This is a genomic window from Verrucomicrobium sp. BvORR106 (assembly GCF_000739655.1).
Taxonomy (GTDB): Bacteria; Verrucomicrobiota; Verrucomicrobiia; order Verrucomicrobiales; family Verrucomicrobiaceae; genus Verrucomicrobium.
This window is the reverse complement of sequence record NZ_BATR01000118.1, coordinates 148,928-165,977: the sequence shown is the minus strand read 5'-3', so window position 1 is coordinate 165,977 and position 17,050 is coordinate 148,928. Positions and strand designations below refer to the sequence as shown.

Here is a 17,050-nt window from a genome sequence, read left to right as displayed (position 1 = left end):
ATCTCATGGACTCGCTGCGCCGCAGCATCGAAGACGTGAGTTCTCCCCACCCCGCTGCCGCCCCCTCAGCCCCAGCCCGGCCATCACGCCCTCCCACGCTCCCCCAGGCTTCCCGCCCGGCAACCCCACCCGCAGCCGTTTCGACATCTGCCCATATTTCGCGGGCCGCAGCCGCCCAATCCACCTCCGAGTCGCCAGAGCGCCTCGTGCTGGCCACCGTGGTCCCTGCGAGAAGAGCCCATCCGCTGACGGACATGCTCAAGACCACCCACGGCTACAAGCAGGCATTCATCCTGCGTGAGGTACTAGGTCCGTGCAAAGCTCTCGAAGGGCAGGAATAGTCCGGCCAGGGCTCATCATAGCCAAACGCCCCCGCACTTCTGAACCCCATTCTTGCAGAATGGGCTCAGGTTTTTCATGAACAAATGTCCGATTGTGCATAGAATACTTTGGCGTTAGAAGCATCGTTTTCCTGCCATGCTTCCCAGATTCTTCCGCCCGGCCGTTGGGGCCACCCTCGCCACTTCCCTTCTTTCGTCCTCTCTGAGTGTCGCCCTTCCCGGGCAGACTCCGGCTCCGGCTCCCGCCCCCGCAGCGGCCGCCCCAGCCAATCCCACTGCGAGCCCCGCTCCAGCGGCGACTCCCACACCCACCCCGCCCCCGGCCCTTCCGACGCCGACGATTGTACCGACGGATCTCTTCGCCGTGCCAGAGGGTTTGGAAGTCACCGTCTGGGCCACCACTCCGCAGCTGCACAACCCCACCAACATCGATTTCGACAAGGACGGCCGCCTTTGGGTCGCTGAGGGGGTCAACTACCGCAGCCACAGCGGCCGCCAGAAGGAAGGCGACCGCATTGTTATTCTGGAGGATTCCGATGGCGACGGCAAGGCCGACAAGTCTGACACCTTCCTCCAGGAGACCGGTTTCCTCGCACCGCTCGGCGTGGCTGTGCTGGACAACCAGCTCATCGTTTCCCAGCCGCCCGACCTGCTCGTGTACACGGATGTGAACCGCGATGGCAAGTTCGACCCCGCCGTGGACAAGCGCGATATTCTGCTCACCGGCTTCAACGGCCGCAGCCATGATCACAGCCTGCACTCTGTCACCGCCGGTCCGGACGGTCAGTGGTACTTCAACCAGGGTAACACCGGAGCTCTTTTCAAAGACAAGTCCGGCAAAACCTTCCGCATGGGCAGCCCCTATGTGCACCAGAATGGCAAGCAGGTCGTGGACCCCAGCACCATTGCCGGCCAGAAGAGCGACGACGGCCACGTGTGGATCGGTGGTTTCCTCGCCCGCATGAATCCGGATGGCTCGAACGTCAACGTCATCGCCCACAACTTCCGCAACAGCTATGAGCAGGCGGTGAACTCCTTTGGCGATATCTACCAGAGCGACAACGACGACCCGCCGGCCTGCCGCGTCACTCCCGTGCTGGAGTTTGGCAACGCCGGATTTGCCTCCGCCGATGGCCAGCGCGCCTGGGCCGCCGATCGCCGCCCCGGGCAGAAGATCCCCACCGCCGAGTGGCGTCAGGAAGACCCCGGCACCATGCCTGCTGGCGACGTGTACGGGGGCGGCTCGCCCACGGGTGTGGCCTACTATGAGAACGGCGCCCTGGGCGACAAGTGGCAGGGGCTGCTGCTTGCCTGCGAAGCCGGCCGCAACGTCATCTTTGGTTATCTCCCGAAACCCGACGGCGCAGGCTTCAAGCTGGAGCGCTTTGACTTCCTCACCTCCAACAAGGAGGGCAAGTTTGCCGGTTCTGATTTCCTCGGCGGCACCAATAGCGTGACCTCAGAGCTCAATACCCTCTTCCGCCCCAGCGATGTCACGGTGGGCCCAGACGGCGCACTCTATGTGGCGGACTGGTTCGATGCCCGCGTGGGCGGCCATGCCGACCTCGACAACACCACCTCCGGCACGATCTACCGCATCGCGCCCAAGGGCTTCAAGTCCGTGGTGCCCAAGTTTGACCTGAACACGACCGAAGGCCAGATCGCCGCGCTGAAGAGCCCCGCTCCGAATGTCCGCTACGCCGGCTTCACCCGCCTGAAGGCCCAGGGTGGAAAAGCCGCGCCAGCCGTCGCCGCTTTGCTTCAGGAGAAGAATCCCTACCTCGCCGCCCGCGCCATCTGGCTGCTCGCCCAGATGGGCCCTGCCGGGGTGGCCAAGGTAGAGCCCCTGCTGACCGCCAAGGAGGAACAGACTCGGGTCATCGCTTACCGTGCCCTGCGCCGTGCGAATCACAACGTCGTCACCATGGCCACGAAGATGGCGTCCGATGCCTCCCCCGCTGTGCGTCGTGAAGTAGCCCTGAGCCTGCGCGATGTGCCGTTCGCCCAGAGCGGCCCGATTCTGGTAGAAGTCGCCAAGCGTTTTGACGGCAAGGATCGGACCTATCTGGAGGCTCTCGGCCTCGGTGCAGAGGGCAACACCCGCGCCCTTTATGCCGCGATCAAGGAAGCCCTGCCCGATGGCAAGGCGGATCCCGAAGCTTGGAGTGATGCCTTTGCCAGGCTCACCTGGCGCCTCAGCCCGCCGGATGCCGTCCCCGCGCTCAAGGCCCGCATCCTCTCCAGCAAGCTCAGCCGGGAGCAGCGCAAGCTCGCGCTCGACTCCCTCGCCTTCATCAAGTCGCCCTTCGCCGCCTTGGCTATGGTGGAGATCGCCGAGGTCAAAGACTCCCCGCTCAAAGGCGACACCCTCTGGTGGCTCTTCAACCGCCGCGCTGGCCTCTGGAAGGACTACGGCCTCACCGACGCCCTGAAGGAGCGCGGCATCTATGATGCGGATGCCGACGTCGCCCTCACGCCCTTCGTCTCGCCTGAGTTGCCCACCACCCCGTCAACCCTGCCCCCGGTGGAGGACATCCTCAAGCTGCAAGGCGATGCCGCCCGCGGCAAGATCGCCGTCGCCACCTGCTACACCTGCCACAAGATCGGCGAACCCGGCGTGGACTTCGGTCCCGACCTCACCGTCTTCGGCAAGACCCAGACCCGTGAAGTGCTGCTCAACGCCATCATCAATCCCTCCGGCGACATCGCCCACGGTTATGAAGGCAAGCGCATCGTCACCAAGGACGGCGTCACTATCGACGGCATGGTCCTCAGCAACGACGACCCCGTGCAGATCAAGTCCATGGGCGGCGTCATCCAGGCCGTGCCCAAGCGCCTCATCAAGTCCAACACCGGCATGAAACACTCCCTCATGTTCACCGCCGACATGATGGCCCTCAACGCCCAAGCTCTGGCCGATATCGTCGCGTATCTGAAGTCCGACGACATCAAATAAGACACCAGACGTCAGACCTGAGCCTCTTCCCCAAAAGGCCTCTCCACCCGGAGAGGCCTTTTTTTATCCATTGAATGCTGCCTCCCTACCTTCGACACCAAAGGCCCGGAGTGGTGCCAAACCATTCCACCGCTTCCAACACCTGAGCGCGCAGCGCTTTTGGGACTGCGGTGAGCATCACCGCTTACGCTCCCCTTGTGATCTCGTTACACCCACCCGCTCCCACCATCGCCCCGGTTTCGAAGCTGATCCCCAGCGGGGATCTCTAACACAGCCCAACGTTGGACGAGCCCTAAGCGAGTAGCTACCCACTCTGAAACCCACGATCCGCCCCCGGGCCTCTCCCCAATCCAAAATCACAAATCCAAATTCCAAAATCAAACTTCCCCATTCCCACCTCCTTCACCTTCCGATAAACTGTCCCTCATGAAACCGAAGACGTGCCGCGCCACCCTTCTCCTGTTCACCGTCCTCACGACGGCCCTCGCTGGCACTCTCACCGCTCACGCCCAGGCCGTGCCCACCACGCCCAAGAGCTTCCAGAAACGAGGTGTCGGCGATGCCTTCAACAACGCGAACGTCAACGTCACTCCGGCTCCGACACCACCCACCGTCATCCGCACGGTCACTTACTACTCCCTGTCGGATTCCCGGCAATGGAACAGCGCCGATGGCAAAGCCCTCGTCGGCAAACTCATCGCGTTCGAAGAACACGTTGTCGAGACCGTCAAAGGCACCCCCGAGCCCCCAGCGCCCGCCCCGGTCGCCCTGCCCTCACCTCCCACCGTCATCCGCGACGGCAAGGTCCGCCTCCTCGTCAACAATCAGCCCTACGAACTCCCCCTCAGCCGCCTCAGCAAAGACGATCAGGAGTTCATCAACGTCGCCAAAATCGGCACCTCCAAACCCGCCGCCAACTAACCGCTCAAAAAAGCGTAGCGCAGATTGGCAATCTGCTGTACCGCCGATTGGCAATCGGCATCAGATTCGAAAACGGAGCGACTGTCTCACACAAACGTACGAATGCCTGAGTCCCTCAAAGGAGAAGGGGTTTCCAACCCCGCTCAGTCGCCACACTCCTGACACTCTCCCAGCCCTTCATCGCGTCCAACCGCCTGACGCACGAAGGTAGAAGAACCGTCTCGGTTCTTGCCCTCGCAAGCTCCCACGCAAACAAGAACCGAGACGGTTCTTCCACATTGCCTGACCAGTCTCGGCTATCCCTCAAGATTGCCAATCAGCATCAGTTCAGCCCTCCAACTCAATACAACCTCGCTGCATCAGCAGATGCGTCGGTTCAACGAGAACCAAACAGGAAAAGGATTCGGGAAAGTACCGGCGGTCGGACTCGAACCGACACTCCTTTTGGGAACAAGATTTTGAGTCTAGCGCGTCTACCGATTTCGCCACGCCGGCCTTAAATCTCTTTTCCTGGAAGAAAAACTGTCCTCACCACAAAGCAGCTCGGAGCAGGGAAGTCATTAAAGCCCTCCTGACGTTTTGTGCAACAAGAACAGCACGGAAAAGTGAGTGACACAGCCATCCTGGCTGTGCGTTCCCCAGGCGTCCCGCCTGGCTCATTCCCTCTTCCGGTCCAATCACACTCCGCACCCCCCAAACAAAAAGCGGGCCGCGATCAAATCGACCGCAGCCCGCCAAAAACAAAACTCAATCCCAATCCTCCAACACTCCCCAACTCCATCCCTCCTCCCCTCACCTGTCGGAGCCCCACTTTTCACTTTTTACTAACCACTTTTCACTTCACTTCTTCGGCTCCGCCATCGGCAGATTAAAATCCTCCGCGGCCGGCAGCTTCACATGCACCATCGGCTCCTTGGCGTCCAGATTCTCATTGAGCTGCGCCTCGGTCACGGGATTTGATTTCACCCCGCCCTCGGGCACTTCCAGGCCAGCCGTCCAGACGATCCCGTTCAGCACCAGCTTGCGGAAGTCTTCCAACGCCCAGTTGCGGTGCCAGTGACCGCCGGTGAAGCCCACGCCACGACCGCCATCGGGACGCTGCACGCCCCACATGAGGGTCTGGGGCTTGCCAAGTTCGCCATCTGCACCGGGATTCCAGTGGATATAGCGCTTGATCCGCTCGCGCGTCGGCGTCGCCGTCAGCAGCGAGGTCGCCGTCGAAGGCTCGGCGAACCGCATGCGGAAGTACCACTCATCGTGCACCTTCACCGGCTTCACGCCGCGGCTCACCGGGTGCTCCTTGTTCGCCTCCGTATCGGCGTCCCAGTGCGGGTTCACCGAGTACTGGCCTTCATAAAATCCGCCAATCCACTTCTTGAACGGCTCGCCCGCCTGTCCAGGCACCACTTCCACGGCATAGTGCATGCACATGATGCCCACGCCCTTTTGGGACAAGGCCTCCACCGCCGGGAGATGCGCCACAAAGGGATGCTTGCCACCGCCATCCGCGTAGCACACCACCGCCTTGGCCCCGTTGAACACGGACTCATCCTTCGGCCAGCCGTTCGTCACCACCACCGCCTCGACATCCAGCCCGCTCTGCTCATTGAGCGCCTTCGCCAGAAGCTTCGCCCCGGCCGCGAACTCGTGCTGACCGCTCGGGTGGCTCTTCTCCCCCGCCAGGATCACAATCTTCGTCTTGTCCTTGGCCGAAACCGTCGGCACCGCCACCCCCAAGCCCAGCGCCGCCATCGCGGCCGCACCGGCAAAAGGCAAAAACAGACGTCGGGAAAGAGTCGGACGAGCAGGGAAAAGGGTATGGGAACGAGAACGCATGATTTTTGAGGAAGGGAAGATGCAAGCAGTTGACCCGGAATGCAAAGCCGGCGTGCCCCGACCGCATTCATTTCATTCGTAAACAACGCAGTGGGAAGGAGGAAGCCTTTCAGGGTTCGGTGAAAACAGTGAAAAGTAGTAAGTAAAAAGTAGCCCGGCTCCGCCGGGAGACGTCGGACGAAGCCAAACTTCAAACTTCAAACTTCAAACTCCAAACTCCAAACTCCAAACTCCGGACCAATCCTCCCCCTCATCTCCGCCGCAGAGTAAAGGAGGCGGGATCTCCGGTCCCGCTGGTGAACGAAGCCCCAAGTCACGCCAACGATTCCGCCCCCCAACCGACTGCCGCACCTCTCGCAGTCTCCACGCCCTCGAAAGCTCAAGCCCCTCTCCCTCACGACTACACCTCCAACACCTTGACCACTGACGCACCGACGCACCGACGCACCGGCTCCCCCCGCCTTTCCCCTTGCCTCTCCCCCAAAGCTCCCTTAGCATCCAAACGCAGGGGCGCTGACCACGGTCGGCTGAGACTTTTGGCAACAAAGGAACCCTTTGAACCTGATGCGAGTAATGTCGCCGCAGGGAGCAAAGCTTGATCCGGTTCTACCTCGCCAATTTTCTCCGCCCACCCTCCGCCATGCCGCTGCCCCTTCAGCCGCATGGCTTTTTCATTTCCCCATCACCTGCGCGAAGCTCCAAACCTCCCCTTTCCACCTCTTCACCTTCCCCGCGCGAAGCGCCTAACTACTACTTTTGACTTTTCACTAACCACTTTTCACTCCTCCCACCCGCTTCGCCGCACCCTCCCCTTATCCCTTCCCCCTTTTCCCTTATCCCTTTCCCTTCCATGATCGCCACCAAAGATTCCTTCGAGCCCCACAGCAGCGAACAACTGCCCAACAGCACCCGCGTTTACGTCGAAGGCCAGTTGCACCCGGATGTCCGCGTGCCCATGCGTGAGATCGCGGTGTCGCCCACGAAGACTTTCAGCGGGAAGATCGAGGAGAACGCCGCCGTGCGCGTGTATGACTGCTCCGGCCCTTGGGGCGACCCCGCATTCACCGGCACCCCTGAGGAAGGCCTGCCCACCCTGCGGGCGAAGTGGATTGCGGACCGCCAGGACGTCGAGGAGTACGATGGTCGTGAGGTGAAGCCTCAGGACAACGGCTACCTCTCCGGCAAGCACGCCGAGTACGCCAGCAAGGCCGAGCGCAACCGCTTGATCGAGTTCCCCAGCCTCCATGGCGAGCGCCGCAAGCCCCTCCGCGCCAGCGCCGGGCATCCCGTGACCCAACTCTGGTATGCCAAGCAGGGCATCATCACGCCGGAGATGGAGTACATCGCCCTTCGGGAAAACATGGGCCGGGCCAAGATCGCCGACCTCAGCCAGGACATCCTGCGCACCGACCTCCACAAGCAGCACGTCGGCTCCACTCAGCTTGGCACCGGCAGCCCCTACACGCCGTCAATCTTCGGTCGCTTCCCCCAGCGCATCCCCAACGAGATAACCGCCGAGTTCGTCCGCGAGGAAGTCGCCTCCGGCCGCGCCATCATCCCGGCCAACATCAACCACCCGGAACTCGAGCCCATGATCATCGGGCGCAACTTCCTGGTGAAGATCAACGCCAACATCGGCAACTCCGCCGTAGCCTCCAGCATTGAGGAGGAAGTGGAAAAGATGCGCTGGGCCACCAAGTGGGGCGCAGACACCGTCATGGACCTGTCCACCGGCAAGAACATCCACGCCACGCGCGAGTGGATCCTGCGCAACAGCCCCGTACCGATCGGCACCGTGCCGATCTACCAGGCGCTGGAGAAGGTCAACGGCAAGGCCGAGGACCTCACCTGGGAGCTCTTCCGCGACACCCTCATCGAGCAGGCCGAGCAAGGCGTGGACTACTTCACCATCCATGCCGGCGTCCTCCTGCGGTTCGTGCCCATGACCGCCAGCCGCATGACCGGCATCGTCAGCCGCGGCGGCTCCATCATGGCCAAGTGGTGCCTGGCCCATCACAAAGAGAATTTCCTCTACACCCATTGGGATGACATCTGCGACATCATGGCCGCCTATGACGTCAGCTTCAGCATCGGCGACGGCCTCCGCCCCGGCTCCATTGCGGATGCCAATGACAAGGCCCAGTTCGGCGAACTCGAAGTCCAGGGCGAGCTCACCAAGCGCGCCTGGGCCAAGGGCGTGCAGGTCATGAACGAAGGCCCCGGCCACGTGCCCATGCACATGATCGAAGAGAACATGGCCAAGCAGCTTGAGTGGTGCCACGAGGCCCCTTTCTACACCCTCGGGCCTCTCACCACCGACATCGCCCCTGGGTATGATCACATCACCAGCGGCATCGGTGCCGCCATGATCGGCTGGTACGGCTGCGCCATGCTTTGCTACGTCACCCCCAAGGAGCACCTCGGCCTCCCCAACAAGAAGGACGTCAAGGACGGCGTCATCACCTACAAGATCGCAGCCCACGCTGCCGACCTCGCCAAAGGCCACCCCGGCGCCCAGTACCGCGACAACGCCCTCAGCAAGGCCCGCTTCGAGTTCCGCTGGGAAGACCAGTTTAACTTGAGCCTCGACCCCACCACCGCCCGCGAGTTCCACGACGAAACCCTCCCCCAAGAAGGTGCCAAAACCGCCCACTTCTGCTCCATGTGCGGCCCGCACTTCTGCAGCATGAAGATCACCGAGGACGTGCGGAAATACGCCGCCGAACAAGCCATTTCCGAAGAAGAAGCCCTGAAGAAGGGGATGGAGGAGAAGTCGAAGGAGTTTGTCGAAGCGGGGGCGGAGGTGTATCAAAACGCCTAGTCGACTCCTGAATGAATAGGTCTTATAAGTCCTATAGGACCAATTCCTCCTATCCCAAACGCCACTCCCCCCTCTCCTAATGCCTCCCGATCCCGGCAGCTTCCTCCCCAAAACAGGAAACTACCGGGAGCTTCTCTCTTACCGGAAGTCAGAGATCATCTACGACTTCACGTTCCGCTTCTGCGAGCGGTTCCTGAACCGCGGAGACCGCACCATTGATCAAATGGTGCAGGCCGCCCGCTCGGGAAAACAAAACATCGCCGAGAGCAGCAACGCCTCTGTGACCTCCACAGAGTCCGAGATCAAACTCACGAATGTGGCCCGAGCCAGCTTGGAGGAACTCTTGATCGACTATCAAGATTACCTCCGTGTGCGCGATCTCCCCCTCTGGACCAAAGACTCTGCGGAAGCCCTGTATGTCCGCAATCTAGGCAAACAGAAGTCAGAAACTTTCGAGACCTACCGCCCCTTCTTCCAGGATCGCCCCGCCGCCACTCTGGCAACATAGAGCTATCTGCCTCATCCACCAAGCGAACTACTTGCTGGATCAGCAGATCCGTCGGTTGGAAATCGATTTCGTCGAGAAGGGCGACCTGTGTCAGCCACAGATCTAACAAAATTGAGAGCTGGATCTCAACACTTTAACACTTACAGGTAGACAAAATTCTGTTGATTTGGTTTAGTTTTGGAGATTGGAAGCTTCACTGTGATTGAGTGGAACGCTTAGCCACGTTTACTTGCAAACCATGGCAATCAATATTGGACTCCTGAATAACACTTCCTAAGATGAGTCGACTAGCAATTTTGAAAAAATATTTTCCAACAGGAACGGCTGAGGGAGATGCCCATCTGTTGGACAAAGTATTTGTTACCCCATTTCAGCTGTCTGAAGTGTTAAGCACTCCTGAAGGAAGCCCTACCATTTTACTCGGCCGCAAGGGCGTTGGAAAAACTGCATTGATGGAATGGCTCAAAAACGACTTCTCTAAATACGGGGTCCCCACTATACTAATTCGTCCTGACGACATTGATACCACCGACTTCAAAACTGCTTCCGACATCGCAAGTCTAAAAGGGGCAATTCACAAAGCCCTTGTATCCTGCATCGCATCCAAGATAGGAAGCGAACTGAGCGGCTTTCTTACGGGACCTGAAGAATTGCTTTACAACGAAGCGATAGCAAAGGGCTCCCTTGAGCCGAGTTTCGCACGCAAAACTGCAGAGGTCATTAAACTTATAGCCAGACCTACTTCTAAAGCAAGCGTATCCGAACTTATCGCCAGCATCACTGGATCAACCAACTCATCCAAACTAGCCAAAGCTATCGGCGACCACCTCGAAGCCCGAGGAAACAGCTTTTATCTATTTATAGATGACTCAGACCAAATCGCCACGTCAGATGACCCAAATCACCTTAACCGGATTTGGGCACTCCTGCTCTCGATCCGCAAACTTTCTCAAGATTGTCACAGCCTGAAATGCATCGTTTCTCTGCGGACTGAAGTCTGGCTTAGACTGACAAGAAATGATCGTGGTCAGAGAGATCAAATAGATCACATACGTCCCCTCCTCGTAACTCTACGCTCTACCAGTCATCATATAACCCAAATCATCACCAGTCGCCTTGCCGCTGCAGCAACTGAGATCAACGAAGACCCAACAGACCCATTCCTTTCATTTTTCAGCAGCAGTACAGTCAGGCTACCTACTACCGAAGACAATCGACGCAGTTGGCCAGCATTCATTGTTAAGTCAGGGCGGGACCGGCCCCGCGACGCCATTCAGCTCATTGGCCATCTAATTAAAAAAGCAATTGGGCGCGGCGATATCAGGATATCGGACGAAGACGCAGAAGCCTCTATGCGCGAATATTCCCGAGAATGTGCCGAAAGCCTAAATATAGAATTTGGCGAAATTTGCAACAATTTGACGGAAATCATTAAGCTATTCGCTGGGCGCGATTTTGAATGGGATTTCGAGGATCTTAGAATATTTCTTCGGGATATCCCCTCGCGATTTAACATTCGAGTATACGGAGTTAGCCTTCAACCAAATTCAGATGACAGTGCCCTCACGCTACTTTCGATTTTACATGAAGCAGATTTTATAAATCCTCGGAAAAAGGACCCCTCAAAACCACGCGGATTTGATCACATTAGTTTTCTAGACGACCCGCAGTTGGTGCAGCGAGATCGATGGAATGAACTGCAAGCACTGACTTGGGACATTCACCCAGTTTTTCGATCCTACTTAATTTCTTTCACTCGCACGCTACCGCACAAGCGCAAGCCATCTAAGTGATGTCAGACATCCAATCGATCACACATTATCAAGACATTCTTAGCTTGATAGCATCAAAATCAAAGGGAGTGGTTAGCTTCAGCAACACGACAATTCACCAGGCGACAATCGCTTGGAGCAACTATGATTATACTCGGGCAAAACTCGGATGAAATTGGCACTCAACTTGAGCGCCTAACGGAGAGAATACTTGCAAGCTTGAACTACGTCAATATTGCCAGAAACCGCATCAGCGGAGGTGGGGAAGAGTTGGACTTGAGCGCAGACTTCCCGCTACCTACGCCAGGCTCGACCTCCAATGTGCGATTTATTGTTGAATGCAAGGCATATAGAAACCCCGTTCAAACGGATGCTTGGATGAAGTTTCTAGGCAAAATTTTCGTCGAACAGATTCGGCAAAGGCAGGAAATTCACGCTTTATTTATTGCCCTATCTGGAGTGAACGGAAATGTATCAGGCAGCTACAATGAACTTCGAACTAGTCAAGTCCGCATCCAACTTCTCTCCGGACCTGAACTAACCAAAATTGTATGTGAATTGCTCGGCGCCAAAACTGCTGAAGACATCACAGCAGCGATCTCTAGATTTACCCAGAGAACCCACACCTCGATTGAGCTTGTCTACTATGAAATGACAGCATATTGGCTAGTCGTGTTCGAAGGGCAACGCTATACCGTACTGGGAGCTGCAGGCGAGCCAACCACTCAAGATCACTTAGACCGAATCCGCCCTCTATTGGAACGCAGAATTGAGGATGCTAAATTCGTAGACCTTCACGAGGAAGCGCGAGCTTATTCAAGGAAAAAGAGATTGAGTCAGCTAATCCTTATTTACTTTTCGACATTATCTACCCCCGCTTCGCTAGACTCCTTTTTGAGCAAACATGTAGAATATGAAGTTGCAGAAGCTTCCTCTGAACTGGGAGATCTACTATCGAAGAATTTGCTTCAGGAGAGTGAGAACAATTATCAGATCAGAAGCGACACTGCACCTCAGCGCTATGACAACTTTGCCAAGATAATTACTTATATATTTAGCAGTCCAATTGCCGCACAAGAAATCGCTCAAGTAATGATGGGCGACCTTGTTCGCTCATCTCTCAACCTAGATCTGGTTCATCATATCTCAACAATTCAAGGAAATCTCGCATTTCCCCCGGAGGACGGCGCTGACGCGCTCAGCATCATTACGATATCGCCTAGCGCCCTACTCCATGCCCTTACACCTTATCCAATGATTATCAATCATCGGACGTCTGAAGAGGAACGCCGAGAGCACAACGAATTTGACATCTCACTATTCATGCGAACGCTGTACGAGCTTTTGATTCAAGACTTCAACAATCCTGAACTAAAGCAGTATTTCTTTGAATCTCAAAACCTTAGGGAGCTCGAGTCGTCAATGACTGTTACTGTGAAAAGCGGTAGCGGCGTCATAGCCCAGCGCAATATTACAAGTCGAATTGGCATTGGTGCGCTGGCAGACCGGCACGGTGGAGGCTATATTCACCTTGTCGCGCCCTCACATGCCCCGCAGCCTTGGGATCAGAAAAATCGAAGTTCAGAGTAATCAATAGTTGAAGCACCTTTCTCAACGCGCCTCTTCCACTCAAATCTTAAAAGGTTACATGTCGGCAAACCGAGATTCGCCGGCAGTGTCCGTCAAGTTTCGCACTTTCAATTCCGAAGGTGCAAGAGGCTTACGGGTCTTGATTCGTGTTTGGTCTATGTCGTTGCTGCCCACTGGAGAGCACAAGGAGTCGTTTGCTGCCTTCTGGGGACAGCGCACTGCTGCAGAAGGGGCCAATTTCTTCGCCCGATGGATGAACCGGGTCATGAGTTCACGTCTTGAGCCTGTCAAGAAGGCAGCGCGCACGTTGAAGACGCACCTTCAAGGTTTGCTCAACTACTTTACCCACCCCATCACCAACGCACTGACAGAAAGGCTCAACAGCCGCATTCAACTGCTCAAGGCGTCGGCACGGGGCTTTCGCAACTTCGACAACTACCGTATACGCATTCTGTTCTTCCTAGGCGGACTCGACATGCTTCCAGCCTTGTCAAAATCCCGCGGAAACTAACGAAGAGCCCAATTGGTCCAATCGAAATGAGAATCTGATATGCTTAGATTGTTAGTTTGGTATCGAGCGCTGACCCAGCTTTCCCTTGCTGCCCACCTGGCCACCAGTTAAATGTCACCCCATAGTTACACGACAGTTGCCGAACTTTAACACTATCTACTCGAAATCGGCACTGCTCCTCACTCCACTTCCAGACCAATTGTCCCAATATGGGATTCTTGAGCAAAGGAATTCTTTGCGAGTGTCTGAGATATACTTATTTTTCTTGACGGCAGTCACCTTATCCCGAATGGCTTGGAAGCCATACTCTTGATTAGGCCCCAACTCTATTGTTGGCGGCACTGAAATTGCCCGATACCCAGATGCATCAATTCTAGCACACACGCAATGGTGAAGGTTATAGTTCGGGCGCAACCTATCAAAAGTCATATAGATCTCGTCAGGTCGTTGCAAATGGGATCGTTTCCGATTGAATTCTCCATTTAAGCTCTCTTCAGCACCCCGTCCGTACACCAGCATGTACCTCTGCTCGAACGTTCGAAGTCGCGTCCAATCTTCCGGAATTCTATAAGTCTCCCGAAACAGTGCAACATTCAATGGATTTGAAAACCAAGCTTTCCACTCTAGTATCTGATCCGTAGCCTGCGTAAATTCAGCAGTTGAGCGCCCTGATTTAGTAGCCCATAACTTTCTCGGATGCTCAATTTCAATCATCACGGCAAAAACAGTGGCACTGTCCCTGGCAATGTACAAAAAATCCGGAAACCTCGTCGTGATTCCGGGTAGGATTGGCTGCGAAACAATCGCACCAGGATAGGGACCGTGTCCACCTCTACCAAATGTTCCGTATGCTTCAGGCATGAAACACGGATGATCTTCAAAAAAACTCTGAAAATCTTGCTCAGAACTCCCCTCGCGATCCAGGAGTTGCCCATACTCCAATTGGGCCATGTGAGAGTACTCCCTCCAACTCATGGCTGGCTCCGGGGGCGCAACTATCTCATAAGATTTTTTGAGCATAACCTGACTCTGGAAGCGAATCCTTTTAGGGCTGAATCGTCTTTAGACTAACCAGTATAAACTAAAGCAACCAGCATTGATTGCAAAAAGATCGTGGTCAACGACCGCATGCCCTCGACCATCTTCAGGCCGTGTGCGCCCCGGGTGCACACATTGATTTTTTGCATCTTCATATCCGACATGACCTCGAGAGATACATAACTACCAAAGCGTCCAGCCCCTGCACACAGATCTTTTTGTCAATGGTTGGGATATCAGGCGAATTGACAACCAATGCTCTAAAGGCATCCGATTCACAGAATATCCGACCTAGACCTACCCTAAGCCCCTCTCACCCCGCCCCCATGCTCCAATCCCTCTTCGACCAACACCCGCAATACCACCACCTCGTGGCCTCGGCGCAACTGGTGCTGGCGATGCTGGGCATGGGCATGGTGACGAAGGCGCGGGCTTTTGTCGAGCTGGTGTTGGAGCCGAAGCCGATGATCGCGGGGGTGCTGTACCAGGTGGTGGGCATTCCGCTGCTGACGGCGGCGATGGTGTTCCTGGTGAAATTCCCGCCGGAGGTGGTGGTGGGGTTCATCATCACCGCGGCCATGCCGAAAGGTTCGTAGTCGAACAGCTACCCGCATCTCGGCCGGGGGATGTGGCGATTCCGGTGGCGCTCTCCGGAGTGGCGACGCTCCCCTGAGGACTGCTTCTCAGATCACAAGACAGCCTTTCCGATGCTTGCTTGGCTCACCACGAACCCGTCGGCGGATACGCCGTGCGAGCAACCGGCAACGGCGGCGGTGCCGAAAGCTCCTGCCCCGTCGCCGTCTGCGCTCGGCTGATGTTGATCACAATCCCAAGAGCCAATGCCGTGAGCGGGACATCCACGACACAGTTGGCCAGTTGGAGTTGCGAGGCTGAGATCAGTTCTTCCACGGTCTCGGCTTTCATGGAGGTCTTGAAGCTGACACGAGCGATGGCACTGGAAAGGATCCAGAAAGTCCACCAGATGGGCAGCAGCGGGGCATGGGAGCGGTTGGGCACGCTGGAGAGCCAGAGGGCCTTCATGGCCTGGTAAGGCTTCCAGAGGTTCGCGATGGGGATGAAGAACCAGCCCACGGCCCAACCGGGAGTGATTTCCTGGGGATAGCCAAAAGCCCATACGTTCTTTTGGGAGCGGACGATCCAGACGCAGAAGACGATGGCAGTGACGACATAAACGCCCAACTGGCTCAGGCCGATGGCTCCCTCGCGGATGTCATTCAGTTCGGCCTCCTCTTCGGTGAAGGAACGCTGGAGAAGCTCAATTGCCATCCAGCTCGATCCCGCGGACACGACATTGAGTAACAGGTCCAGCGCCAGGAAGATGATGAGCGCCACCTTCAAGCCCTCGACGGAACGATAGACGTACGATTTCTCCATGGAAAAACTAATTGAGCAGAAGGCGACCGGCAAAGCAAACCACTAATTTTCACTGACGGAACACTGATTTGGTCCGAAAGGTTTACTCCAAGGCATTCCTTCTTCGATCCTGAACTGGAGGGATGGCATCCTTAACCGGATCCTGTGGTCGCAGCTGGGGAGAGCAGGCGAATTCACAGCCGAAGCGGCGAACGTTTTCGATTCACAAGGTGTCCGACCGAGGCCGGCCCTCATTCTCCCCTCTCCCCTGCCCCCATGCTCAAAGACCTCTTCGACCAATACCCGCACTACCACCACCTCGTGGCCTCCGCGCAACTGGTGCTGGCGATGCTGGGCATGGGCATGGTGACCAAGGCGCGGGATTTTGTGGAGTTGGTGTTGGAGCCGAAGCCGATGATCACGGGCGTCCTCTACCAGGTGGTGGGCATTCCGCTGCTGACGGCGGCGATGGTGTTCCTGGTCAAATTCCCGCCCGAGGTTGTGGTGGGCTTCATCATCATCGCCGCCATGCCGGGAGGTTCGCTGTCGAACATCTACACCCATCTGGGCCGGGGGAATGTGGCCCTTTCGGTCGCCCTCTCTGGAGTCACCACCCTCCTCGCCCTGGTGACCGCGCCGCTCGTCATGAGGCTGCTGGCCGGCGATTACCTGCCGCCGGAAATCACCATGCCCGTGGGGATGGTGATCCGGGAGATCTTCGTCTTCCTCATCATCCCCTTCGGCGCAGGCATGGCCCTGGGGCGGATGCTGAAGGATGACACCGCGCACTGGGGCTCCAAGTGGGTCGTGCGCGTGAGCCTCTTCTTCTTCGCCATCCTCGTGGTGGGTTCCCTGGGTAGCGGGCGCATCGATTTCAGCCGCTTTTCCGCCCAGATCCCTGTGGCCGTCTTGCTCTACTGCCTCATCATTCAAGTCGTCATCCTGCGGGGCTCCCAGTACCTGCTGGGCTTCTCCAGCCGGGATGCCATGGCCCTGGGCATTGAGTCGAGCATGAAGAACATCAACCTCGCTGTGTTGATCGCGGCGTCCCTCTTCGGCCTGGAGGGCAAGAACGCAGAATACGGCGCCGGGGTTCTCTTTGTCCTGCTCATGTACGGCGGCGTCAGCCTGGGTGTGGCCGCCGTGCCCGCGCTCACCCATCTGCGGCAGGCGAGGAAAGAGGGGCGCTCCAGGTGAGCCAACGTCGGCAACGCGTCGGCAGGGCCATGCCGAATGATTTCAGTCACCCTTCGCTGGCTCGATCTCGTCCGCTTGGTCCTCCGCTCCATGGCCGAGCCCCAAGTCCGCCATATCACCGATGCCCATTCCTAGCCACAGCGCACCGCCGCCGCGATGCCCCCTTCCCCACTATCGCCAGAAGA

Annotated in this window: 11 protein-coding genes, 1 tRNA gene, 2 pseudogenes and 1 riboswitch; of the genes and pseudogenes, 10 read left to right on the top strand and 4 right to left on the bottom strand. The window is 57.2% G+C overall.

Annotated elements, in window-relative coordinates:
- From BV106_RS38765 to BV106_RS22190, 3 genes and pseudogenes are all read left to right on the top strand, one after another.
- Positions 1 to 341 (top strand): annotated as a pseudogene (locus tag BV106_RS38765) (hypothetical protein); the annotation flags it as partial.
- A gap of 136 nt (positions 342 to 477) precedes the next feature.
- A complete protein-coding gene (locus BV106_RS22195) occupies positions 478 to 3,297 on the top strand; it encodes a PVC-type heme-binding CxxCH protein (RefSeq protein WP_038168339.1) in 2,820 nt (939 codons plus the stop codon).
- Between the two features lie 426 nt (positions 3,298 to 3,723).
- Positions 3,724 to 4,218: a hypothetical protein gene (locus BV106_RS22190; protein WP_038168335.1), complete on the top strand. Its 495-nt coding sequence runs from the start codon at positions 3,724 to 3,726 to the stop codon at positions 4,216 to 4,218.
- 412 nt (positions 4,219 to 4,630) lie between these two features.
- On the opposite strand, the gene BV106_RS22185 is transcribed toward BV106_RS22190, so the two are convergent.
- Together BV106_RS22185 and BV106_RS22180 are read right to left on the bottom strand one after the other, a co-directional pair.
- Positions 4,631 to 4,713 (bottom strand) — tRNA-Leu (locus BV106_RS22185).
- Between the two features lie 345 nt (positions 4,714 to 5,058).
- Complete coding sequence (locus BV106_RS22180) at positions 5,059 to 6,054, bottom strand: ThuA domain-containing protein (protein ID WP_265595948.1); 996 nt, start codon at positions 6,052 to 6,054, stop codon at positions 5,059 to 5,061.
- A gap of 496 nt (positions 6,055 to 6,550) precedes the next feature.
- A riboswitch (TPP riboswitch) is annotated at positions 6,551 to 6,659 on the top strand.
- A gap of 245 nt (positions 6,660 to 6,904) precedes the next feature.
- Here BV106_RS22180 and thiC point away from each other — a divergent pair.
- The 5 genes and pseudogenes from thiC to BV106_RS22160 all read left to right on the top strand — a co-directional run.
- Positions 6,905 to 8,875, top strand: a complete 1,971-nt coding sequence (gene thiC / locus BV106_RS22175; protein ID WP_051946185.1) for a phosphomethylpyrimidine synthase ThiC — start codon at positions 6,905 to 6,907, stop codon at positions 8,873 to 8,875.
- 79 nt (positions 8,876 to 8,954) lie between these two features.
- Positions 8,955 to 9,383: a four helix bundle protein gene (locus BV106_RS22170; protein ID WP_265595947.1), complete on the top strand. Its 429-nt coding sequence runs from the start codon at positions 8,955 to 8,957 to the stop codon at positions 9,381 to 9,383.
- A 278-nt stretch (positions 9,384 to 9,661) separates the two neighbouring features.
- A complete protein-coding gene (locus BV106_RS38760; protein WP_265595946.1) occupies positions 9,662 to 11,176 on the top strand; it encodes a hypothetical protein in 1,515 nt (504 codons plus the stop codon).
- Positions 11,177 to 11,374: 198 nt separating this feature from the next.
- A complete protein-coding gene (locus BV106_RS22165) occupies positions 11,375 to 12,745 on the top strand; it encodes a hypothetical protein (RefSeq protein ID WP_343123380.1) in 1,371 nt (456 codons plus the stop codon).
- A 178-nt stretch (positions 12,746 to 12,923) separates the two neighbouring features.
- Positions 12,924 to 13,256, top strand: a pseudogene (locus BV106_RS22160) (transposase); the annotation flags it as partial.
- Positions 13,257 to 13,412: 156 nt separating this feature from the next.
- On the opposite strand, the gene BV106_RS37535 reads toward BV106_RS22160, so the two are convergent.
- Positions 13,413 to 14,207: a Shedu anti-phage system protein SduA domain-containing protein gene (locus BV106_RS37535; RefSeq protein WP_265595945.1), complete on the bottom strand. Its 795-nt coding sequence runs from the start codon at positions 14,205 to 14,207 to the stop codon at positions 13,413 to 13,415.
- A 413-nt stretch (positions 14,208 to 14,620) separates the two neighbouring features.
- On the opposite strand from BV106_RS37535, the gene BV106_RS22150 reads away from it, so the two are divergent.
- The gene (locus BV106_RS22150) at positions 14,621 to 14,890 is read left to right on the top strand and encodes a hypothetical protein (protein ID WP_038168326.1); all 270 of its coding nucleotides are present in this window, start codon (positions 14,621 to 14,623) and stop codon (positions 14,888 to 14,890) included.
- 124 nt (positions 14,891 to 15,014) lie between these two features.
- On the opposite strand, the gene BV106_RS22145 is transcribed toward BV106_RS22150, so the two are convergent.
- Entirely contained in the window at positions 15,015 to 15,689 is a 675-nt protein-coding gene (locus BV106_RS22145; protein ID WP_038168324.1) for a DUF4328 domain-containing protein, read from the bottom strand.
- A 255-nt stretch (positions 15,690 to 15,944) separates the two neighbouring features.
- Here BV106_RS22145 and BV106_RS22140 point away from each other — a divergent pair, with 255 nt between their 5' ends.
- Entirely contained in the window at positions 15,945 to 16,865 is a 921-nt protein-coding gene (locus BV106_RS22140; RefSeq protein ID WP_051946184.1) for a bile acid:sodium symporter, read from the top strand.
- Positions 16,866 to 17,050 lie beyond the last annotated feature (185 nt).